The sequence below is a fragment of the Acuticoccus mangrovi genome, from assembly GCF_016411865.1.
GTDB classification, from domain to species: Bacteria; Pseudomonadota; Alphaproteobacteria; order Rhizobiales; family Amorphaceae; genus Acuticoccus; species Acuticoccus mangrovi.
Genome location: NZ_JAEKJA010000003.1, coordinates 24,427 through 44,318 on the forward strand (window position 1 = coordinate 24,427; position 19,892 = coordinate 44,318).

The window sequence follows — 19,892 nt, forward strand, 5'->3', positions numbered from 1 at the left end:
CATTCGCTACAATCATCATGGCGCTCGTGGTTGCCGTGACCGGGATCGGCTCGGCCAAGGCCGACACCGTCGGCTACGCTGACGCCATCAAGATCCTCTCCCGCGACTGCGGTAAGGACATCGAGCGCTACTGCGCCACGGCGACGCTCGCCAACTACGGCGTCGGCCGCTGCCTCAAGGAGAACCAAGGCAAGATCTCCGGCCAGTGCGCGACCTCCCTGGTGCAGGTCACGCAGTCGATCGAGGCCCGCCGCGCCGCCCAGCAGAGCGCCGACCAGGTGTGCAACCGCGACATCCAGCGCCTGTGCCCGATGACGAAGCGGGGCCGCGGCTACACCCTGCAGTGCCTCCTGAAGGCGCAGCCGAGCGTGAGCGAGAAGTGCAACGCCGCCATCACCAATGCCGGCTGGCGCTAAGGAGCTGAAGGACAGACCATGACAATCGCCCGCATCGCCGTTCCTTTCGCTGCGCTCCTCGCCGGCATCGCGACGCCCGCCGCCGCCCAGAACCAGCTCGACCGCAACCAGATCATCAAGAGCCTCTACGAGACCGGCAGCACCGTCGCCGCGCTCGACCCGGCCGCCCTGCAGGCCGCCGCCGAGCGTGCCGCCGCGAGCGGCGGAGACAACGCCCAGGGCCCGCTGTCGGACCGCATCAACACGCTGCCGCAGCTCAGCGTCGAGATCAATTTCGACCGTGGCTCCGCCCGCATCCGCCCGGAGAGCTACTATTCGGTCGGCCTCATCGCCGACGCGCTCCACACCCCCTACCTCATGGGCCAGCGGATCGTCGTCGTCGGCCACACCGACGCCACGGGCGGCCGCGAGCTCAACCTGAAGCTCAGCAAGGAGCGGGCCGCCTCGGTGCGCGACGCGCTCGTCACCACCTTCAACGTGCCGGCCGCCCAGCTCACCTCGATCGGCCTCGGCGAGGAGCAGCTGCAGGACCCCGCCCATCCCGACTCGGGCGTGAACCGTCGGGTTCAGCTCCTCAACCTCGGTCCCTGAGGTCGCGAGGCTGCCGGCCGGAGCGCGTGGGCGCCCCGTGCCGGCAGCCTCCCCCGCCGTCGCCGCGACGACGGCGGATGCGCCAAAGATGAATCGTTCGTTAAATTTGATATCGCAATCTTATCCAATCTAATCGGAAATTCTATAAATATTGCTCATTCGGCCATGGGTTCGCCACATTTCGCACCCATCGTGACGATGAACGCTTCCTGAACAGCGTTGTACGCACGGCCGATGAGTTTGCACATCTCCCCTCACCTGTCGCCGGTTTCGCCATGGCTGAGAAGATCGCCTTTGGCTCTTGGATCCGTGGGATCCTTACCGACCGTCCGGTTCGGTTGACGGTTCATCCTTCCCGTCAGCGTCGGACCCGATATGACCACCCCTAACGACCGCGCGCTCTTTCGGCCGCCGCTCACCTTCATGGGCGTGCCGGCCTCCACCGACGCGACCGGAGCCGGCGCCGCTATCCTCGGATGCCCCTTCGACTGCGGCACCCACCCCTTCCGGATCGGCTCCCGCCAGGGACCGCAGGCGATCCGCGAGCAATCGCCCCTCCTCCAGCGCTATCAGTCCGAGCTCGCCGACCAGGACATCCTCGCCGACCTCGGCGTCATCGATGCCGGCGACGTGAACGTCGTCCCCTCGCGCGCCGAGGAGGCCTTCCCGCTGATCGAGGAGGCCGCCTACCGGCTCGGCTCGGCGGGCGCGGCCACCGTCGGCTTCGGCGGCGACGGCTCGATCTCGCTGCCGCTGGTGCGGGCCGCGGCGCGCATCCATCCCGATCTCGTGGTCCTCCACATCGACAGCCACACCGACGCCTATCCGGTCGACCCCGTGCACCGCTACGATCCGGCGACCCAGTTCACCCACGCCGCGCTGGAGCAGCGGGTGCGCCCGAGCGCGTCCTTCCACGTCGGCGTGCGCGGCAACGCCATGCGGCAGGGCGTCTACGACTACGCCCGCGACCTCGGCTACAACCTCGTCACCATGCGCGACTTCCAGCGGCGCGGCGCCGAGGACGTGCTCGGCGAGATCCGCACGGCCATCGGCTCGCGCCCGGTCTACCTCTCCTTCGACATGGACGTGTTCGACCCCTCCTGCGCGCCCGGCGTCTGCACCCCCTCCTGGGGCGGCTTCACCGCACGCGAGGGGCTCGAACTCCTGCGCGCGCTCGCCGGCCTCTCGATCGTCGCGGCCGACGTCAACACGGTCAGCCCGCCGCACGACGTGAACGGCATGACGGCCTTTCTCGCCGCGGCGGTGACCTTCGAAATCCTCCTTCTCGTGTGGCGTGCCCGGCGAGACGAGGCCGACTGATGCCATTTCCCGACGATCGGGCGTTGATGAGCGCCGCGATGGCGCGGGAAAAGGCGGTGGTCTCGCTCACCCAGGCGCTCGTGCGGTGCGATACCCAGAACCCGACGGAATCGACCCTTCCCGCCGCCGACATCGCCGCCGCCGCCCTCGCCTTGGTGCCCGGCATCACCCTCGAATTCCACGAATCCGACGAGAAGGTCGTCAACCTCGTCGCCCGCGTCGAGGGCGGCCTCCCGGGCCGCCGGCTGGTGTTCAGCGGGCACATCGACACCTACCTGATCGGCGACCCCGCCTCGTGGCGCGAGCCGCCGCTCAGTGGACGCATCGTCGACGGGCGCCTCTATGGCCGTGGCGCCGCCGACATGAAGGGCGGCTGTGCCGCGCTCGTCGAGGCGCTGCGCGTAGTGGCGAGCGCGCGGCCCTTCCCGGGCGAGGTCGTGCTCACCCTCGCCGGCGACGAGGAGTCGATGGGCGTCCTCGGCACCAAGTGGCTGATCGACAACGTGCCGATCGTCCACGGCGACGGCGTCCTCGTCGGCGACGTCGGCGGGCCGCGCTGCGTGCGGGTCGGCGAGAAGGGCATGGTGTGGGTGACGATCACCGCGACGGGACGCCAGGCGCACGGCGCCCACGTCTACACCGGCGACAATGCCATCGAGCGGCTGATGCGCGTCCTCGACGAGCTTCACCATCTCGAGAAGCTGCCCGCCAACGCCCCGGCCGCCGGCACCAAGGTGATCGACGCCGCCCGCCTCATTCCCGGCGCCGACGGGTCGGCGGCCCGCCGCGCCATGGAGAACGTCACCATCAATCTCGGCGAGATCGCCGGCGGCCTCTCCCCCAATCTCGTACCCGAGCGGGCCGTGGCGGGGATCGACATCCGCCTCCCCCTCGGCGTGAAGGTGGCCGAGGTCGAGGAGGCCCTCGACAGGATCATCGGCGCTCACCCCGGGGTGACGCACAGCATCATCCGCAGCTACGAATCGACCTTCACCGACCCGAGCGCCCCCATCGCCCGCGTCGCCCGCGAGGCGATCGCCGGCGTCCTCGGCGAGCCGGTCTGGAACGACATGCGGATCGGCGGCTCGGACGCGCGTCTGTGGCGCGCCGCCGGCTTCGACACCGTGGTGGTGGGGCCGACGCCGCGCAATCTCGGCGGGCCGGACGAGAGCGTGCTCGTCGCCGAGCTCGCGCCGCTGACGGCGATCTACGCGCTCGTCGCCAAGCACTTCCTGGAAGGCGAGGGCTGAGCCGCGCGTCAGGCCGGCGTCAGCGCGGCGACCGGCTCGGCCGGCTGATCGCCGAGGCGGCGGGAGATGGCATTGGCGTGGGCGATCACCACCGGCGCCAGCTCTTCGAGCCGATCGACCGGCAGGCGCGCCGCCGGCCCACTCACCGAAATCGCCGCGATCACCCGCCCCGACACGTTGCGGATCGGCGCGGCGACGCAGTGGACGCCACTCTTGTGCTCGCCGAGATCGAACGCGTAGCCCGCCGAGCGGATCTGCGCGAGGGCGGCCATCAGTTCCTCGCCCGCGACGATCGTCGCGGCGGTGTGACGCGCAAGCCCGCTCGCGATGACCTTGCGAATGGTCCGCTCGTCCTGAAAGGCGAGCGCCGCCTTGCCGACGCCGGTGCAGTGGCACGGTGACAGCTCCATGGTGATCGTGGAGTTGGTGTCGCCGGTGCGCCCGCCCTCCTTGGTCTCGACGAACACCATCCTCTCGCCGTCGAACACGCACAGATGGATGCTTTCCTCGGCGAGCCGCGCGAGGGCCTCAACGAAAGGCCGCGCCTCGCTCTGGAGGTCCATGTTGTTGAGCACCGTGGCGCCGAGCTGAAACAGCTTCAGGCCGAGCCGATAGGCCTCGCGGGACTGGTCCTGGTCGAGGAAGCCGATCTCCTTCAGCGACAGGATTGCCCGGTGGGCGGTGGAGCGCGGCAGACCGGTGCGCTCGGCGATCTCGCTCACCGTGAGCTGACGATCGCGCGTCGAAAAGCACTCGAGCACGCTCATCAGCTTGCCCACGGTCTTGATGCTCTTGGTTTCCACCTGGTCCTCCGACGGCACGCCCCGGCGCGCCGCACCCAATCTATCCCGGAATTCGGAACAAAAATCAACGAAGTGTCGCGATTTCTAATCGATTGCCGTCTGTTTAATCCCATAATGTGGGATTGCTGCGTTGACGCATCTGAGCACTCTCGGTAGCCTAATCCCACAATACGGGAAAGGGAGGACAATATGGCCCGGGACATCTACGGCATCGTTCCGCCGGTGGTGACGCCGTTCGACAAAGGGGGAGAGATCGACGAGGCGGCGCTGCGCGGCAACGTCCGCTTTCTTCTCGAAAAGGGCGTCCACGGCATCTGCTTCGGCGGCAGCACCGGCGAAGGCCACACCCTCACCGGCGACGAGCTGGTGCGGATCTCGGAGATCTGCGCCGAGGAGGTCGCCGGCAAGATCCCGCTGATCGCCGGCATCATCGTCAATTCCACCCGCGACGCCGTGCAGAAGGCGAAGCGGATGGAGGCTCACGTGGACGCCTTCCAGATCACCCCCGTCCACTACCTCTTCAAGCCGGACGAGGCCGCCACCTACGCCCACTTCGAGCGCATCACCGGCGAGACCGACAAGCCGGTGCTGATCTACAACGTGATCCCGTGGAACTATCTGAGCCCGGCACTGCTCGTGAAGCTGATGACGGAGCTGCCCGGCATCCTCGGCGTGAAGCAGAGCGCGGGCGATCTGAAGCTCTTCGCCGACCTGATGGTCACGGCGCCGGAGGGAAGCCGGATCTTCTCGGCGATCGATGCCCTCCTCTACCCCTCCTTCGCGCTCGGTGCGCACGGCACCATCGCGGCGAATCCTGCGGCGGTGCCGGGGCCGTGCGTCGCGCTCTGGAATGCGGTGCAGGCGGGCGACCATCCCCGCGCCAAGGCGATCCACGAGGCGCTGCTTCGCTTCTGGAACGCGATCGCCGCCGACAACCTACCCGCCAACGTGAAGACCGCCCTTTCGGCGCAGGGCTGCACCGGCGGATTACCGCGCGCGCCGATGCCGCCCTCCTCGCCCGAGCAGGTGCGCGCCATAGAAAAGGCACTGCCCGAGCTTCTCGCCTTCGAGGCGACGCCGGCCGCCAAGGCCGCCTGAGCGGGTCGCCGCGCTCTGCCCCTCGCGGAGCGGAGCGCGGCCCCTCACTGATAGAGGGCGACGATCGCCGTCAGCGCGGCGTTGCGGATGATCGGCAGCAGCTGCATCCGCGTCAGCCCCGCTGCGGCGAGCGAGCGCGCGACGACCTCGTCCTCGCCGGTGAAGTCGCTCGAGACGGCCGGTATCCCGCATCGCGCCACCATGCCGAGCACGCCAACGCCGAACGGCACGGCATGGTGATCGTAGACGCGCATGAGATCTCCCTGCACCGAGCAATGGCCGCTGCGCAGTATGAGGCTCTCGTCCTCGTCGGAGACGCTCCACACCTCGAACCTTCGCGCGAGCGGCGAGACGTCGGACGAGAACATGTTGAGGATCCAGGTTCCCGGCGCCGAGCAGGGCAGCGGAACGCCAATCCCGCTGCGGAAGCCGACCGCCTGGGCACTTTCCCAGTTGAGGAAGCGCGGCGCGTTGAGCTGCGGCATCATCACCGGCCCCCCGCGCGACCACACTTCGCCCGGCAGCCCCACGCCGCGCCCGAAATGCATGTGGCGGGCGGTGATCTCGAACACCTCGGCGTTGCCGAAGTAGCCGTCGAAGAAGCCGAGCTCGTTGGCCCCCGGCGCGGCGTGCCAGATCTCGACGGCGCCGACGCGCCCGTGCGGACCGGCGAAGAAGAAGGCCATCACGCCGAGGAGAAAGCGGCCGACGAAGATCGGGAACGCGATGGCGCAGACGAAATCGGCGGCCTCGTCAGACCGCCCGGGGCAGGCGACGGCCATGTCCCGCTCCACCATCGGGCGCCCATTCCGCCAGGCAAGCCCCGCGATCCCCTCGCCATAGTTCTGCGGTTGCTGCCGACCCGCCTCGTGAAACGCCGAGGAGCGGGTCGATTGCCACCCTGCCAGCTCGAGCTTGCGGGTATCTCCCCCGGGCAACCACACCTCCACCGCACATACGAAGTGCGGCAATTGCCTGCTCGTGCCGACCGTCCTGTCCATCAGCCCCCCGGCTCCAACGGATCACAAGCTTAGCAAAACTCTAAAGGGAGGCATATTGTTATGACATGTCCGACATTTGCTGGGGGCGGCGACGGTCGGACGAACGGTCAACCGCGCGGGCAAAGGTGGGGCGGAAGGCGCACGAAGTCCGGGTTGAGCTCGGAGAGGGTGCGCACGCCGAGCAGCGTCATGTTGCGGTCGATCTCGCTGGAGAGGATGTCGACGGCATGGCGCACGCCGTCCTCCCCGGCGATGGTGGCGCCGAACAGGAAGGGCCGCCCCACGAACACGAAATCCGCACCGAGCGCGAGCGCCTTCAAGACGTCCCCGCCGCGGCGGATGCCGCTCTCGACCATCACCGCCATGTCGCCGGCGACCGGCTTGATGTCGAGAAGGGCGGCGATCGGCGAAATCGCCGAGTCGAGCTGACGGCCGCCGTGGTTCGACACCACGATGCCGTCGCAGCCCATCTCGCGGGCGAGCCGCGCGTCCTCGGCCGCGAGCACTCCCTTCAGCACGAACTTGCCCGGCCAGCGCTTGCGGATCAGCTCCGCGTGGCGCCAGGCGAGGCCGTCGCGCCCGGCCATCGAGCGCACCACGTTCTTCGACACGATCGCCGGGCCGCGCGTCACGTCCATGTTCTCGAAATGCGGCATGCCGAAATTCTTCAGCGTGCGGCCGAAGGTGCCGATCAGCCAATGCGGCCGCACGATGCCCTGCACGGCGAGCCGCAGGCTGGGCTTCAGCGGGGACTCGAAGCCCGCCCGAACGTTATTCTCGCGGTTGCCCGACACCGGCACGTCCACGGTGAGGACGATGGTGTCGAAGCCCGCCGCGCCGACGCGGTCGACCATCGCCTCAATCCGCTCGTCGATGCCCGGAAGGTAGGCCTGGAACCAGCGGCTGCCGGCCTCGGAGGCGACGCGCTCGAGGCGGGTCAGCGAGGTGGCGCTCAACACGCCCGGAATTTTGCGTTCCTTGGCCACCTTGCCGAGGACGACGTCGCCGTCATAGGCGGACAGGGCGGACAGGCCCATCGGCGAGATGCCGAACGGATGGTCGTACTCCACCCCCATCAGCGTGCGCTTCTGGCTGCGCTGGGCGCAGTCGGCGAGGATGCGGGGGACGAGGCCCATCTCCATGAAGTCACGCCGGTTGGCGGCGAAGGAGAGGCCCATCTCCACCGAGCCCGACACGTAGGCGAAGATCGGATGGGGCAGATAGCGGCGGGCGGCGTCCTCGAAATCGTCGAGGGAGAGGATGGGGCGGAGCCGGGGCGGAACGTGCTTGACGACGCGCTTGGCGAGCCTCGGTTCCAGCCGCGGAGTTTCCTTGGTCTCAGCCTGCGCTTCCGTCGACATCGTGCTCCCCCGGTTTCTTGTGTTCCGATCCGCGCGCCATCCTTCGCGCGTGAGCGGACTTATCGCGCCGATGGGCCCGCGCGCCAACCGCACGAGCCCATTATTGTTCAGCTTTCGATGGAACAGCCCTTGGCGGCGAGCGCCTTGTCCACCCACGAGCGATCGTTGGTGCCCGCCTCGATGGCGGCGAGCTCCTTCACCTCGGCCGCCTGCTTGGCCTCGGTGGCGGCAAGCACCGTCTCGGCCGCGTCGTAGGGGATCGCGAGCATGCCGTCGCCGTCGCCGACGATCAGGTCGCCCGGCTCGATCACCATGCCCTCGATGGCGATCGGCACGTTGATCTCGCCCGGCCCGTCCTTATAGGGGCCGCGATGGGTCACGCCGGTGGCGAACATCCCCATGCCCGAGGCGGCGATCTCCTCGGCGTCGCGGATCGCGCCGTAGATCACGAAGCCGGCGATCCCCTTCTTCTTGGCGATCGACACCATGATCTCGCCCATGATGGAGTTGGTGAGGTCGCCGCCCGCATCGACCACGATCACGTCGCCGGGCTCGGCCATGTCGATGGCCTTGTGCACCATCAGGTTGTCGCCGGGGCGGGTCTTCACGGTGAGCGCCGGCCCGGCAATGCGGGTGCCGGGGGCGTGATAGGGCTTCAGCGCCGCACCGCCCGCCGTCATCCGGCTCATGGAGTCGCTGACGTTCGCCACGGGCAGCGCGGTGAAGCGCTTGGCGATGTCGGCCGAGACGGCGCGGCGGCGCTTCAGGATGCGGAATCCGATCGTCATGGAATGTGTCCTTCAGTACGGGAGCGGGTGGCGGGGTCAGGCGCGGTCGGCGAGGGTCGCGAGCACCTTGTTCGCGATGGAGAGGCCGACGCGGGCGAGGCCACGGTGAGTGGAGGCGCCGAGGTGGGAGGTCGCGAGGAAGCCCTCCACGGCGAGAAGCGGATTGTCGGGCCGCGGCGGCTCGATCTCGAAGACGTCGCAGGCGGCACCGCCGAGGTGGCCGGAGCGCAGCGCGTCGGCGAGGGCCGCCTCGTCGACGATGCCGCCGCGGGCACAGTTCACGAGGAAGGCCCCCTTCGGCATGCGGGCGAGCATGGCGGCGTCGAAGAGCCCCCGCGTCGCCGCGTTGAGCGGGGCATGGAGGAAGACGAGGCCGCACTCCTCCACCAGCACGTCGAGCGTCTCGTAGCGGGCGGCGCCGCTCGGCCACGCGTCCGCCGCGATGCCCGGATCGAAGGCGCCGACGGTGGAGCCGAAGCCGCCGGTGAGGCGACGGGCGACGGCCTGGCCCACCGCGCCGAAGCCGATGATGCCGGTCTTGAGCTCGGCGAGCTCGTAGCCCACCACCGCCTCGCCCGTGAGCGGGGCACCGGCGCGCAGCGCGGCGGTGTGGCCGCAGATGTTGCGGATGATGCCAAGCGCCATGCCCACGGCGAGGTCGGCGACGGATTCGGCGTTCTCGCCGGGCGTCGAGTGGACGACGATGCCGGCCTCCTTCGCCACCCCCATCGGGATGTTGTCGGTGCCCGCGCCGTGCTTGCCGATGACCCTGAGGCGCTTGGCGGCCCGCACATCCTCCGGCGCGATCGGAGAGGCGCGCACGATGATGGCGTCGGCGTCGCGATAGTCGCGCCCGCCGTCGGCGGGGGTGCGGACCTCGGCCTCTTCAGCGAGGCGGGCGATCGCCGCGGGGTGGATCTCATCGAGGACGCACACCAGGGGCCGGCGTGCGCTGTCGGAGCCGCTCATCGGGTTTCTCCACTGAGCCAGGCGAGCGCCTCGTCGGCGCTCTTCGGCGGTTGGGCGGGCGCGGCCGCGACGAGGCGGTCGCTGGTGCGGTGGAAGGCGTCGAGCACCGCCCGGCTCACCGAGGCGGGAAGGTCGCGCTCCTCGAGCTGGGCCACCGCCCCCGCGACCTCATGAGCGCGACGGGGCGCGTGCACCACATGGGTCCGGATAATGGCATCGAGGAAATCGGGAAAGCTCGTCCGGCCGATGTCGCTGAGATTGTCGCGCAGCGCATCCGACAGGCCCATGGCGCGGGCGGCGACGAAGCACTCCACCGCCACCGCCTCGAGCCCCTTGGTGAGGACGCTGCGCAGGAGCTTGAGCGCACTCGCATCGCCCGCCTTGCCGCCCGTAAGGCGCGTCACCTCGAAGCCGAACGCCTCCAGATGGTCGGCGGCCTCGTCGCTGCCCTCGCCTGCGATGATGAGCGGCGTTCCGGCCCCGTGTAGGTTCACCGAACCCATGATGGCGGCGTCGGCGAAGCGCGCCTTCCGGCCGGCGAAGCGGGCGGCCGCCTCCCGCATCGCCCCCTCGGCCGAGGACGACAGGTCGACATAGACGAAGTCCCCCGGCAGGGCGGCGTAGGCCTCGGCGACCGCAACGCTCACCGAGGAGGGCACCGCGGCGAGCACCATGTCGACGCCCGCGAGGCTCGCCGGCGGCTCGGCGGCGACGGTGACGCCCGCGACACTCTCGCCGGCGTGCAGGCGGTCGACGACCTGCAGCGCTGCGCCGGCGCCGGCCACCCGTTGCGCGAATGCCTGGCCGACCTCGCCATAGCCGATCATCAGGACGCTCGGCCGTTCCGCCGCCACCTGCGTGTTCACCGCCATCCGCGCCTCCGGTCGCGTCTCTCTGGGGGATACAGAAAAAATACAAAATGACATGGATTCGCAATGCCATTTTGGGGGCGATAGAAAGGAAGTGATATTGTGCGATGCAGCGCAGATGAATTGTGCATCGCAATATAGCGCCAGAATTTCTGAACATTCTTCCGGATGCCCAAATTTCTACCAATTCTCCCTTTACCCGCGTTGAGATTTGCGGATAGAGACTTTGTGTCCAAAGTCGTCAAGCACCCCCATGCACCGGCTTTGGCTAAAGACGCGAACGGGAGGATTCATGAAGAAGTCTCTGAAATTCATCGGCACGCTCACCCTTTCGGCCATGACCGCGACCGCAGCGCTCGCGGACTATCCGGAGCGGCCGATCACCATGATCGTTGCCTACAGTGCCGGCGGCGGTACCGACGTTGCGGCGCGCACGCTCATTCCCTTCATCGAGAAATATCTCGGTGACGGCGCCACCATCACCGTGCTGAACCGCCCAGGTGCCGGCGGCGAGATCGGCTTCACCGCCCTCTCCCAGGCCAAGCCCGACGGCTACACCATCGGCTTCATCAACACGCCGAACCTCCTGTCGATCCCCATCCAGCGGCAGACGCGCTACAGCCTCGAGACGCTCGAGCCGGTCGCCAACATCATCTACGATCCGGGCGCCTTCTCCGTTCGCCCCGACGCCAACATCACCAACCTCGAAGAGCTCGTGGCTTACGCCAAGGAGCACCCGGGTGAGGTGACCTACGGCACCACCGGCATCGGCTCCGACGACCACCTCGCCGCCCTCGCCTTCGAGCGCGCCGCCGGCGTGCAGTTCGAGCACATCCCCTTCTCCGGCAATGCCGATGTGCGCGCCGCCGTGCTCGGTGGCCACGTCTTCATGGCCTCGATGAACGTCTCCGAGACGGTGCAGGACGCCGAGAATGGCGACCTCGTGATCCTCGGCCAGATGGCCGAGAAGCGCTGGGACGGCGCGCCCGACGTGCCGACCTTCCAGGAGCAGGGCTACGACGTGATCATGGGCTCCGACCGCGGCATCGGCGCCCCGGCCGGCATTCCCGACGAGGCGCTCTCGGCGCTCACCGCGGCCATCGAGAAGGCGGTCGCCGACCCCGAGTTCCGCGCCGCGGCGAAGAAGCAGGATCTCGCCCTCTCCTTCCAGGACAGCAAGGCCTTCCGCGCCCACCTCGAAGCGGTCAACCAGAGCCTCGAGACGCTGTGGAAAGAGCAGCCCTGGGTCAAATAGACGACGCGATGTCGCCGGGGGCCGGGCCGCGACGCGACCCGGCCCCATTTCGTTTCTCCCCGCTTCAGGAGCATCGCCATGAACCGGCGAACCGTTGAGCTCGTCGTCGCCCTCGCCGTGGGTGCCCTGTGCGTCGGCGGCCTCTTCGAGGCTTACAGCTATCGCGGGCAGTCGAGCACCATGCCGCTCGCCGTCGTCGGCACGGCACTCGCTCTCTCCCTCATCTGGGCGGTCCAGTCCGCGGTCGGCCTCGCCCGCGGCGACACCGCGGCCTTCTCACCCTCCCCGCTGGAGGCGCTGCGCTTCGCGATCGTGGTCGTCGCGGCCGTCCTCTACGTGTACGGCGTCATCCACGTCGGCTTCTTCACCTCTACCGTCATCATGGTGCCCGTCCTCGCCGCGGCGCTCGGCTACCGCAATTGGCTCGCCTCGCTCATCGCCACCGTCATCTTCGTCGCGGTGCTCTACGGGGTGTTCCACATGCTGCTCGCCATCCCGCTGCCGCCTGAGACGCTCCTCGGTTCGCTCGGGTTCTGATCCATGGAAGTGTTCGACAGCATTCTCGCCGCCCTCCCGGCGGTGCTCAGCCCGAGCGTCATCGCCGCGATGGTGTTCGGTACCATCGTCGGCATCGCGGTGGGCGCCCTGCCCGGCCTCTCGGCCACCATGGGCATCGCCGTCCTCATCCCGCTGACCTTCGCGATGTCCCCGCTCGTCGCCCTCGGCATGATCGCCGGCATCTACAACGGCGCGATGTACGGCGGATCGATCCCGGCGATCCTCTTGCGCATTCCCGGCACCCCGGCGGGCATCGCCACCGTGTTCGACGGCCACGAGATGGCGCGCCAGGGCCGTGCCCGCCTCGCCCTCAACATCTCGCTGGTGTCCTCCTCGATCGGCAGCGCCGTCAGCGCGGTGGCGCTGCTCCTCCTCGCCCCGCCGCTCGCCACCATCGCGCTGAAGTTCGGCCCCGCCGACTATTTCTGGCTCGCCCTCTTCGGCCTCACCACCATCTCGGTGCTGTTGTCGAAGAACCCGGCCAAGGGCTTCCTCAGCGCCTGCTTCGGCCTCGTCCTCGGCATGGTGGGCATCGACAGCCTGACGGGCACCGAGCGCTTCACCTTCGGCCAGCTCGACCTCCTCTCCGGCATCGACATCATCGTCCTGTTGACGGGCCTCTACGCGATCCCGCCGGCGATCGACCTCCTCCTCGGCCGCAACGTGGTGAAGACCGGCTCGCTCTCCGTCACCGGCGAGAAGGAGGCGTTCGCCTGGTCGAGCCTCGTCCCGGTGTGGATCCGCTCGTCGGCGATCGGCCTCTTCGTCGGCCTGATCCCGGCGCTCGGCGGCAACATCGCGGCGCTGCTCGCCTGGAACGGCCAGCGTCGCTTTTCGAAGAACCCCAAGAACTACGGCAACGGCGAGCCCGACGGTCTCGCCGCGCCCGAATGCGCCAACAACGCGGACACGGCGGCGACCCTCATCCCCGCCCTCACCCTCGGCGTGCCGGGCAACGCGGTGGCGGCGGTGATCCTCGGCGCCCTCCTCGTCCACGGCCTGCGCCCCGGGCCGGAGCTCTTCCGCGACAACGCCGAGACGGTGTTCGGCTTCATGCTGACGATGCTCTTCACCTCGGGCCTGATGTTCGTGATCGGCCGCTTCGGCGCCCGCGCGTTCGTCAACGTCCTGCGCGTGCCGCCACGCCTCCTCGGGCCGATGATCCTCGCCCTCACGACGGTGGGCATCTACGCCGTCCACAACTCCATCTTCGAGGTGTGGATGATGCTCGGCTTCGGCCTCATCGGCTACGGCATGGAAAAGCTCGACATCCCCACAGCCCCCGCCGTGCTCGCGGTGATCCTCGGGCCGATGGCGGAGGAATCCTTCCGCCGCGCCCTGCTCCTGTCGCGCGGCGATGCCACCTACTTCCTGACGAGCCCGATCTCCTGGGTGCTGATCGTCCTCATCCTCGTCACCCTCCTGTCGCCGCTCTGGACGCGCATTCTCTCGGCCGGTAAAGCCAAAAATGCAGCGAAAACGGCAGGACAGGGACGCGCGGACGCGGCATGAACGTCAGCGACACGGTACACCTCAAACTGAAGCGGCGTCTGATGGCCGGCTACTACGAGCCGGGCGCGCCGCTCAAGGAGGATGCCGTCGCCAACGATCTCGGCGTGAGCCGCACGCCGGTGCGCGCGGCGATCCAGCGGCTCATCTCCGAGGGGCTGCTGGAGCCCGCCCCCAAGCGCGGCGCCGTCGTGACCGAGTGGCGGCGCGAGGACGCGGAGGACATCTTCAACCTGCGCATCCTTCTCGAAGGCTACAGCGCGAGCCTCGCCGCGCAGAATATCAGCGACGAGGGGATCGAGGAGCTCGCCGCGATCAACGCCCGCATGGCCGAGGCGGCGGAGGGCAAGGCCGAGGGCTTCCGCGACGTGGTGCACCTGTCCAACAAGGCGTTCCACGAAGGGCTCCTCGCCGCCTGCGGCTCGGCCCACCTGCGCAAGTTCAGCACCGGCCTCCTCGAATATCCGATGGTCCTCGGCGGCTTCTATATCTACAACGACGACGACATGGCCGAGAGCATCCGCCAGCACGCCGAGATCATCGCCGGCGTCAGAGCCCGCAACTCGGAGTGGGCGCGCGCGGCGATGACCTGTCACCTGACGGCCGCCATCGAGCGCTTCCGGCGCGCGCACGCCAACGAGAAGCGCATCAGCCTGCCGCCCGAGCTGATGCGGGCGATGGCGCTCGACTGAGCGCGGCGCCCTGTCGCAGTGGAGAATTGCGGGCGGGGTTCAAATGCACCGCCCGCTCCGCTAACAGGGGCGGCGGCGAGCACGGGGCGGGCGTCGGCCCGACCGATCAGGACCGATAGTCCGGCCGCTTCATCTCGAACAGGGAGTCCACGTGGGCGTACTGCCTATAGCCACATCGCGCGATCGCGCCCGCCGCGGCGAGATCGACGATCCCGTCACGGATGATCGCATCGTCGATGTGAATGTGGACGACCTCGCCGATGGCCGCCGTGTAGCGGGCGGGCGCGCCGGCGGCGTCGGTGAGCGGCAGCACCCTGACGAGCTCGCACTCGAGCGCCACCGGCGCCTGCGCGACCCGCGGCGGCGCCACGGCGACCGAGGGCGCAGGGACGAGCCCCGCGAGCTCGAACTCGCTGACGCCGTGCGGCGCCGGCGCCGACGTCATGTTCACAGCCTCGCGCAAGGCATACGTCGCAAGGTTGCAGACGAAGGCGCCGGTCGCCTCGATGTTGGAAAGGGTATCCTTCCGCCCCATCGACGAGAACATGACGAGGTGGGGCTTGTCGCAAATTGCGTTGAAGTAGCTGTAGGGAGCGAGGTTCGCTTGCCCTTTGGCGTCGACCGTCGATATCCAGCCGATCGGGCGGGGCGCCACCAACGCCTTGAAGGGGTCGTGCGGCAAGCCGTGATCGTTGCGCCGGGCATCATAGTGCATAGGAGCCCTCCGGATCGGGTGGGAGAATCACTCGGGCGTCGTCGAGGGGTCGAACCGCGTCGTGAGGGCCGCGACATCGGGTCGAGCCCGCTCGAAAGGCGCCGCTTCGGGCGTTCCGATGTGGATAAATCCGGCGATTTTTTCGCCTTCGGCGACGCCGAGCGTGGCAAGCGCATCACGATCGTAGGCAATCCACTCGGACAGCCACTGCGCGGAGAAGCCGTAGGCGGCCGCCGCGTGGAGCAGGTTGAGGCAGACCGCGCCGGCGGACAGCACCTGCTCCCACTCGGGGATCTTCACGTGGGGCGCGGCGCGGCTCACCACGGCGACCACCGTGGGAGAGCGCAGGAAGCGCCCCAGCTCCGCCTCAATATCGCCCGATTTTCCAGAGGCTTGCGCGAGCTTCGCCACGCGTTCGCCGGCGACCTTGCGCCCCTCTCCTTCGAACACGATGAACCGCCACGGGGCGAGCTTGCCGTGGTCGGGAACGCGCGCCGCGATGGTCAGCATCGCCTCGAGCGTCGCCGGGTCCGGCCCCGGCTCGCCGAGGAAGGCCGAGGGAATCGTGCGGCGCGTTGCCAAATAGTCACGCAATGCAACCATTGTGTTGCGTCTCCTTGCAGCTTCGGGCTGTTTCCACTCAATCCGCTGCGGTCGTTGAAATAGGGTGTCAACCTAAGCAGTGTCTCAGAGCGCAGATGACTTGCGCTTCCCTGTCACCCGCTGCGGGACCGAGAGGGGGAAGGCCATGGGGAATATGATGATTCGCTGGGCAAAATGTACCATGCTCGCACTGCTGGTGTTTCCTGCCGTCGCCCACGCGGCGACACCGGTACCAAAGCCCAAGCCCACCACCGACCGCGCCGATCCCCAAGCCGCCATCTCCCGCTTCGTCGACGCTCAGAAGACCACCGTCGCCGGCGTCGCCGCCTACGCCCCCTCCTCCACTCCGGACCTTCGACCCACGATCCGCGGCGAGGTCGCCGTCTACCTGGTCGGCAAGCTCGCCCCCAACTCCGGTCCCATCGGCGACGGTCTGGTCTGGCGCGTCTTCCGCGAAATCCCCGATGCCAACGGCGAGCTTCCGCTCGTCCACAAGGCCCGCGGCGGTGATCTGGAGCTCCGCCTTCCGGCCGGCCGCTACATCGTCCACGTCGCCTACGGTCGCGCCTCCCAGTCCCGCACCATCGACCTGCGCGAGCCGATCAATACCGAAACCTTCGTCCTGAACGCCGGCGGCCTGCAGCTCTCCGCCGTCCTCGCCAACGACGCCAAGGCCGACGAGGACGAGGCCTCCTTCGAGGTCTACGCCATCGAAGGGGAAACCCGCCGCCTCATCGGCAAACTTCCCGCCGGAGTGATCGCCCGCCTGCCGGCCGGCTCCTACCACGTCCTCAGCCGCTACGGCGGCGTCAACGCCGTCCGCAGCGCGGACGTGCAGGTCGAAGCCGGCAAGCTCACCCGCGTCTCGATGCGCCACCAGGCCGGCTCGGTCCGCCTGAAGCTCGTGCGCGACAGGAACGGCGAAGCGATCGCCAACACCTCGTGGACGATCTACGGCCCCGATGGCAATCCGGTGTTCGAGCGCACCGGCGCCTACGCCAACGTCACCCTCGCCGCCGGCAACTACGACGTCGTCGCCCGCCATCGCAACGGCGAGTACAGCGAGAGCTTCACCGTCCATTCCGGCGACGAGGCCGAAGTCACCGTCATCGCCCGCCGCCTCTGAGCGACCGACCGCGCCCGGCGGGGCAGCGCCCTAGACGAAGCGCTCGCCCACCCGCTGCCAGTTGATGAGACGGCCGATCAGCGCGCGCAGATGATCCGCCTTGCGATTCTCGTAGTCGAGATAGTAGGCGTGCTCCCACAGATCGAGCCCGACCAGCGCCACCATCCCCGAGGGGAGTGGGGTGTCGCCGTCTTCCGTGCTCGCGAGATAGAGCGCATCACCCTCGGCGAGAAGCCACAGCCAGCCCGTTCCGAACACGCGGCCCGACGCTGCCACCGCCTCGTCGGCAAATCCCTCCACCCCGCCGAACTCGCGCCCGAGCGCCTCCGCCAACGCCCCTTCCGGCTCGCTCGGACCGCCGGCGAACTGATCGAAATAGAGGATGTGGTTCCACGCCTGCCCGGCGTTGTTGGCGATCTCGACGTCGCCGTTCTGGAACGCCAGCGAGGCCACCTCGTCGAGCGACAGGTCCGCGTAGTCGGTGCCCGCGACGAGCTGGTTCAAGGCGCGGAAGTAGCCGCGATGATGGATGCCGGAGTGAAGCTCGACCGTGCGCCGCGAGATGACCGGCGCGAGGTCGTCGGGCGCATAGGGCAAGGGCGGCGGCTCGAACGGCGCGGCGGCCCGCCCCAGAGATGGACATGCCAGCACCGCCGTCGCCGTGGCGCCGAGCGCAAGAACGGAGCGTCGTGTCAGCATGGCCGCCTCCCATCCTGGAAGCGCCATCAAGACGTGGCCCCGCCATCGGCGCAAGCAGATTGTGGGCCGCGCCGTCCCGAACGCCTTGCGGCCCTGCCGCCCGCTATCCCTTGTCGCCCGGGTGCTGGACCGAGAGCGACGCCGGCCCGGTCAGGTGCGCCACCACTCCGACCCGCCGCGCGATGTCGGCGTTGCGGTGAGCGCCGAAGCGCTGCAGCACCCGATCCTGCAGCAACGAGGCCTCGTAGAGATTGAGCCCCTCGTCGGCCGCGAACTGCGACAAGGTCAGGCCGCAGTAGATCGCGTAGGCCGCCCGCGCCTCCACCACATCGAGCTCGTAGAGCCCGCGCAGGTGCTCCACGATGGCCGCCGGCCGCATGTCGCGCGACAGGTAGGCGATCGCGACCGGAAAGCGGTCCTCGAGGAGCTGCGACCAGTGGGTCGGCCCCGACGGATCGTCGGGCAGCGGCACGATGGAGACGATCACGTCGCCCGTGGTGCCGAAGTCGGGGACCCTGAGGATCGCAGTGCGACGGTGCGGCGGCATCGCGTGATCCACCGCATGCGTCAGCTCGTCGTCCACCGTCGGCACGCGACTGCGCAACCGGCGGTTCCGATCGACCAGCACCACCCCACTCGCCAACAGCTCTTCCGCCGGCCGGTTGCTGCCGATCACCCTGCCCCGCTCGTTCAGCACCAGCGCCGGCGTCGGCAGCGTCGACAGCGTCGCCATGGCGCCGCTGCGGCGCGCGTCGACGACCTGCTGCTCGGCGATCGTCACCGCATGCGCGATATGTTCGCTCAATTCCAGACAAAGCGACTTGAACAGAGGATCGAGCGAAGGAGAGTGGGAATCGTCGTAGTTGACTCCGAGGACCATGAAGCCGTCTCCCCCATCCACCATTTTCATTCCGACGCCGGCTGGACCCACATCGTACCGCGTCAGAAAATCTTTGTTAAACTCCGTCTCGCTGAGATGCACCAGATCAAAGCCCAAATCCCGCACCGTGGCCGGCCGGCGCGACGGCAGGTCCGCGAGGACGGGGGTATAGGGATTGATGCTGGCATAGTAGTCGCGGTATTCGATCAGAGCCTCGCCCGGAAGACCGGCCTGACCCGCGATCAGCTCTCGGCCGTCCGCCCCCACGACGCGCAACGCCACAGTGACCGGGCGACTCGTCACCGCCTGCAGACGTTGGGCCGCGCGGTCCCAGCTGACGCCCGACAGCGCCGCATAGTAGAGCTCTGAGACGATGGCTTCGGACTCAGGATGGCGCATGGCTCGTTCACACGCTGCTACATAAGCATGAATGCAAACTACCTTAACGCGACGTCCCACATTTGTGTCAATTCATTGTCGAAAAAGTCTAGAAACATTTCATCACATCCGGCAACAAAGTTGCCGGATGTGTCGTATCAGCCTCTGCCGGTGCGGTGCGCCTCGCTGCGGCGGCGGAGCAGCTCCATCGTCGTCAGCAGCCCGATGGACATCGCGACGAGGATCGAGGCCAGCGCCAGGATGGTGGGACTGATCTCCTCTCGCAGGCCGGAGAACATGCGCACCGTCATCGGCGTCTGCTCGGGGCCGGCGAGGAACAGCACCACCACCACCTCGTCGAGCGAGGTGATGAAGGCGAAGAGCCCGCCGGCGATGATGCCGGGCAGGAGCAGCGGCAGGATGACCTTGAAGAAGGTGGTCACCTGGTTCGCCCCCATCGACTGGGACGCCCGGATGAGCTGGTTGTCGAAGCCCGACAGCGCCGCCGTCACCGTGATCACCACGAACGGGGCACCCAGCACCACGTGGCTCATGATGATCGAGAAGAAGGTCTGCGACAGGTTCACCCGCGCGTAGAAGGCGAACAGCGCCGCCGCCGTGATGATCAGCGGCACGATCATCGGCGAGATGAGGAAGGCGGTGATCGCCGCGCGCGCCGGCATCTCCCGTCGCGACAGGCCGAGGGCGGCGAGCGTGCCCAAGGTCGTCGCGATGATCGTCGCGGAGATCGCGATGAAGAAGGAGTTGCGGATCGACGACAGCCACTCGTCGCTCGTCAGCAGCGCGTCGTACCAGCGCATCGAGTAGCCCGCGGGATCGAGCGTGAGCATCTCGCGGGTGAAGGTGAAGTAGGGCGTCGCGTTGAACGACAGCGGGATGATCACGATGATCGGCGCGACGAGGAAGAAGAAGATCAGCCCGCAGATGACGAGGTAGGTGTAGTGCCAGATCCGCTCGAGGCGGGAGGCGTGGGACGGAAGCGCCATCGGA

21 protein-coding genes are annotated in these 19,892 nt (G+C 68.3%); 10 read left to right on the forward strand and 11 right to left on the reverse strand.

Annotated features, from left to right (window positions below; genetic code table 11):
• The first annotated feature begins 17 nt into the window (after positions 1 to 17).
• The 4 genes from JCR33_RS04150 (at position 18) to JCR33_RS04165 (ending at position 3,577) form a co-directional block, all read left to right on the forward strand.
• The gene (locus JCR33_RS04150) at positions 18 to 416 is read left to right on the forward strand and encodes a hypothetical protein (protein WP_198880773.1); all 399 of its coding nucleotides are present in this window, start codon (positions 18 to 20) and stop codon (positions 414 to 416) included.
• Between the two features lie 18 nt (positions 417 to 434).
• A complete protein-coding gene (locus tag JCR33_RS04155) occupies positions 435 to 1,007 on the forward strand; it encodes an OmpA family protein (RefSeq protein ID WP_198880774.1) in 573 nt (190 codons plus the stop codon).
• 375 nt (positions 1,008 to 1,382) lie between these two features.
• The gene (locus JCR33_RS04160) at positions 1,383 to 2,327 is read left to right on the forward strand and encodes an arginase family protein (RefSeq protein WP_198880775.1); all 945 of its coding nucleotides are present in this window, start codon (positions 1,383 to 1,385) and stop codon (positions 2,325 to 2,327) included.
• Positions 2,327 to 3,577, forward strand: coding sequence for a M20/M25/M40 family metallo-hydrolase (locus JCR33_RS04165; RefSeq protein WP_198880776.1), 1,251 nt, complete (start codon positions 2,327 to 2,329; stop codon positions 3,575 to 3,577). The genes JCR33_RS04160 and JCR33_RS04165 overlap by 1 nt, the downstream gene beginning before the upstream one ends.
• Positions 3,578 to 3,585: 8 nt before the next feature.
• Here JCR33_RS04165 and JCR33_RS04170 read toward each other — a convergent pair whose 3' ends face one another.
• A complete protein-coding gene (locus tag JCR33_RS04170; protein ID WP_198880777.1) occupies positions 3,586 to 4,380 on the reverse strand; it encodes an IclR family transcriptional regulator in 795 nt (264 codons plus the stop codon).
• A gap of 189 nt (positions 4,381 to 4,569) precedes the next feature.
• On the opposite strand from JCR33_RS04170, the gene JCR33_RS04175 reads away from it, so the two are divergent.
• Positions 4,570 to 5,478 (forward strand): dihydrodipicolinate synthase family protein, encoded by a 909-nt coding sequence (locus JCR33_RS04175; RefSeq protein ID WP_198880778.1) that lies wholly within the window; start codon positions 4,570 to 4,572, stop codon positions 5,476 to 5,478.
• 44 nt (positions 5,479 to 5,522) lie between these two features.
• Here JCR33_RS04175 and JCR33_RS04180 read toward each other — a convergent pair whose 3' ends face one another.
• The 5 genes from JCR33_RS04180 to JCR33_RS04200 all read right to left on the reverse strand — a co-directional run bounded on the left by JCR33_RS04180 (position 5,523) and on the right by JCR33_RS04200 (position 10,469).
• Positions 5,523 to 6,416, reverse strand: a complete 894-nt coding sequence (locus JCR33_RS04180) for a GAF domain-containing protein (protein WP_198880779.1) — start codon at positions 6,414 to 6,416, stop codon at positions 5,523 to 5,525.
• 170 nt (positions 6,417 to 6,586) lie between these two features.
• On the reverse strand, positions 6,587 to 7,840 hold the full coding sequence (locus JCR33_RS04185) for an alpha-hydroxy acid oxidase (RefSeq protein ID WP_198880780.1): 1,254 nt from the start codon (positions 7,838 to 7,840) through the stop codon (positions 6,587 to 6,589).
• Between the two features lie 107 nt (positions 7,841 to 7,947).
• Positions 7,948 to 8,628, reverse strand: coding sequence for an RraA family protein (locus JCR33_RS04190; RefSeq protein WP_198880781.1), 681 nt, complete (start codon positions 8,626 to 8,628; stop codon positions 7,948 to 7,950).
• Positions 8,629 to 8,664: 36 nt separating this feature from the next.
• On the reverse strand, positions 8,665 to 9,597 hold the full coding sequence (locus JCR33_RS04195) for an NAD(P)-dependent oxidoreductase (protein WP_198880782.1): 933 nt from the start codon (positions 9,595 to 9,597) through the stop codon (positions 8,665 to 8,667).
• Positions 9,594 to 10,469, reverse strand: coding sequence for an NAD(P)-dependent oxidoreductase (locus tag JCR33_RS04200; protein WP_198880783.1), 876 nt, complete (start codon positions 10,467 to 10,469; stop codon positions 9,594 to 9,596). The genes JCR33_RS04195 and JCR33_RS04200 overlap by 4 nt, the downstream gene beginning before the upstream one ends.
• Before the next feature lie 289 nt (positions 10,470 to 10,758).
• Here JCR33_RS04200 and JCR33_RS04205 point away from each other — a divergent pair, with 289 nt between their 5' ends.
• The 4 genes from JCR33_RS04205 (at position 10,759) to JCR33_RS04220 (ending at position 14,480) form a co-directional block, all read left to right on the forward strand.
• A complete protein-coding gene (locus JCR33_RS04205; RefSeq protein ID WP_198880784.1) occupies positions 10,759 to 11,721 on the forward strand; it encodes a tripartite tricarboxylate transporter substrate binding protein in 963 nt (320 codons plus the stop codon).
• Between the two features lie 78 nt (positions 11,722 to 11,799).
• Positions 11,800 to 12,258: a tripartite tricarboxylate transporter TctB family protein gene (locus JCR33_RS04210; RefSeq protein WP_198880785.1), complete on the forward strand. Its 459-nt coding sequence runs from the start codon at positions 11,800 to 11,802 to the stop codon at positions 12,256 to 12,258.
• A 3-nt stretch (positions 12,259 to 12,261) separates the two neighbouring features.
• Positions 12,262 to 13,791: a tripartite tricarboxylate transporter permease gene (locus JCR33_RS04215; RefSeq protein ID WP_198880786.1), complete on the forward strand. Its 1,530-nt coding sequence runs from the start codon at positions 12,262 to 12,264 to the stop codon at positions 13,789 to 13,791.
• Positions 13,788 to 14,480 (forward strand): GntR family transcriptional regulator, encoded by a 693-nt coding sequence (locus tag JCR33_RS04220; RefSeq protein WP_198880787.1) that lies wholly within the window; start codon positions 13,788 to 13,790, stop codon positions 14,478 to 14,480. The genes JCR33_RS04215 and JCR33_RS04220 overlap by 4 nt, the downstream gene beginning before the upstream one ends.
• Before the next feature lie 106 nt (positions 14,481 to 14,586).
• On the opposite strand, the gene JCR33_RS04225 is transcribed toward JCR33_RS04220, so the two are convergent.
• Positions 14,587 to 15,195 (reverse strand): flavin reductase family protein, encoded by a 609-nt coding sequence (locus JCR33_RS04225; protein WP_198880788.1) that lies wholly within the window; start codon positions 15,193 to 15,195, stop codon positions 14,587 to 14,589.
• A gap of 27 nt (positions 15,196 to 15,222) precedes the next feature.
• Entirely contained in the window at positions 15,223 to 15,798 is a 576-nt protein-coding gene (locus tag JCR33_RS04230) for a nitroreductase family protein (protein ID WP_198880789.1), read from the reverse strand.
• A gap of 181 nt (positions 15,799 to 15,979) precedes the next feature.
• On the opposite strand from JCR33_RS04230, the gene JCR33_RS04235 reads away from it, so the two are divergent.
• Entirely contained in the window at positions 15,980 to 16,924 is a 945-nt protein-coding gene (locus tag JCR33_RS04235; RefSeq protein WP_198880790.1) for a hypothetical protein, read from the forward strand.
• Positions 16,925 to 16,954: 30 nt separating this feature from the next.
• On the opposite strand, the gene JCR33_RS04240 is transcribed toward JCR33_RS04235, so the two are convergent.
• The 3 genes from JCR33_RS04240 to JCR33_RS04250 all read right to left on the reverse strand — a co-directional run bounded on the left by JCR33_RS04240 (position 16,955) and on the right by JCR33_RS04250 (position 19,888).
• A complete protein-coding gene (locus JCR33_RS04240) occupies positions 16,955 to 17,623 on the reverse strand; it encodes a superoxide dismutase (protein WP_198880791.1) in 669 nt (222 codons plus the stop codon).
• A gap of 103 nt (positions 17,624 to 17,726) precedes the next feature.
• On the reverse strand, positions 17,727 to 18,962 hold the full coding sequence (locus tag JCR33_RS04245) for a nitrogen regulation protein NR(II) (RefSeq protein WP_198880792.1): 1,236 nt from the start codon (positions 18,960 to 18,962) through the stop codon (positions 17,727 to 17,729).
• A 77-nt stretch (positions 18,963 to 19,039) separates the two neighbouring features.
• Positions 19,040 to 19,888, reverse strand: coding sequence for an ABC transporter permease (locus JCR33_RS04250; protein ID WP_198880793.1), 849 nt, complete (start codon positions 19,886 to 19,888; stop codon positions 19,040 to 19,042).
• Positions 19,889 to 19,892 lie beyond the last annotated feature (4 nt).

What these genes read in the sequence shown, in the direction of transcription:
- JCR33_RS04150 (WP_198880773.1), top strand. Translation starts at nt 18, where the DNA reads ATGGCGCTCGTGGTTGCCGTGACCGGGATCGGCTCGGCCAAGGCCGAC.
- JCR33_RS04155 (WP_198880774.1), top strand. Translation starts at nt 435, where the DNA reads ATGACAATCGCCCGCATCGCCGTTCCTTTCGCTGCGCTCCTCGCCGGC.
- JCR33_RS04160 (WP_198880775.1), top strand. Translation starts at nt 1,383, where the DNA reads ATGACCACCCCTAACGACCGCGCGCTCTTTCGGCCGCCGCTCACCTTC.
- JCR33_RS04165 (WP_198880776.1), top strand. Translation starts at nt 2,327, where the DNA reads ATGCCATTTCCCGACGATCGGGCGTTGATGAGCGCCGCGATGGCGCGG.
- JCR33_RS04175 (WP_198880778.1), top strand. Translation starts at nt 4,570, where the DNA reads ATGGCCCGGGACATCTACGGCATCGTTCCGCCGGTGGTGACGCCGTTC.
- JCR33_RS04185 (WP_198880780.1), bottom strand. Translation starts at nt 7,840, where the DNA reads ATGTCGACGGAAGCGCAGGCTGAGACCAAGGAAACTCCGCGGCTGGAA.
- JCR33_RS04190 (WP_198880781.1), bottom strand. Translation starts at nt 8,628, where the DNA reads ATGACGATCGGATTCCGCATCCTGAAGCGCCGCCGCGCCGTCTCGGCC.
- JCR33_RS04195 (WP_198880782.1), bottom strand. Translation starts at nt 9,597, where the DNA reads ATGAGCGGCTCCGACAGCGCACGCCGGCCCCTGGTGTGCGTCCTCGAT.
- JCR33_RS04200 (WP_198880783.1), bottom strand. Translation starts at nt 10,469, where the DNA reads ATGGCGGTGAACACGCAGGTGGCGGCGGAACGGCCGAGCGTCCTGATG.
- JCR33_RS04205 (WP_198880784.1), top strand. Translation starts at nt 10,759, where the DNA reads ATGAAGAAGTCTCTGAAATTCATCGGCACGCTCACCCTTTCGGCCATG.
- JCR33_RS04210 (WP_198880785.1), top strand. Translation starts at nt 11,800, where the DNA reads ATGAACCGGCGAACCGTTGAGCTCGTCGTCGCCCTCGCCGTGGGTGCC.
- JCR33_RS04215 (WP_198880786.1), top strand. Translation starts at nt 12,262, where the DNA reads ATGGAAGTGTTCGACAGCATTCTCGCCGCCCTCCCGGCGGTGCTCAGC.
- JCR33_RS04220 (WP_198880787.1), top strand. Translation starts at nt 13,788, where the DNA reads ATGAACGTCAGCGACACGGTACACCTCAAACTGAAGCGGCGTCTGATG.
- JCR33_RS04225 (WP_198880788.1), bottom strand. Translation starts at nt 15,195, where the DNA reads ATGCACTATGATGCCCGGCGCAACGATCACGGCTTGCCGCACGACCCC.
- JCR33_RS04230 (WP_198880789.1), bottom strand. Translation starts at nt 15,798, where the DNA reads ATGGTTGCATTGCGTGACTATTTGGCAACGCGCCGCACGATTCCCTCG.
- JCR33_RS04235 (WP_198880790.1), top strand. Translation starts at nt 15,980, where the DNA reads ATGCTCGCACTGCTGGTGTTTCCTGCCGTCGCCCACGCGGCGACACCG.
- JCR33_RS04240 (WP_198880791.1), bottom strand. Translation starts at nt 17,623, where the DNA reads ATGCTGACACGACGCTCCGTTCTTGCGCTCGGCGCCACGGCGACGGCG.
- JCR33_RS04250 (WP_198880793.1), bottom strand. Translation starts at nt 19,888, where the DNA reads ATGGCGCTTCCGTCCCACGCCTCCCGCCTCGAGCGGATCTGGCACTAC.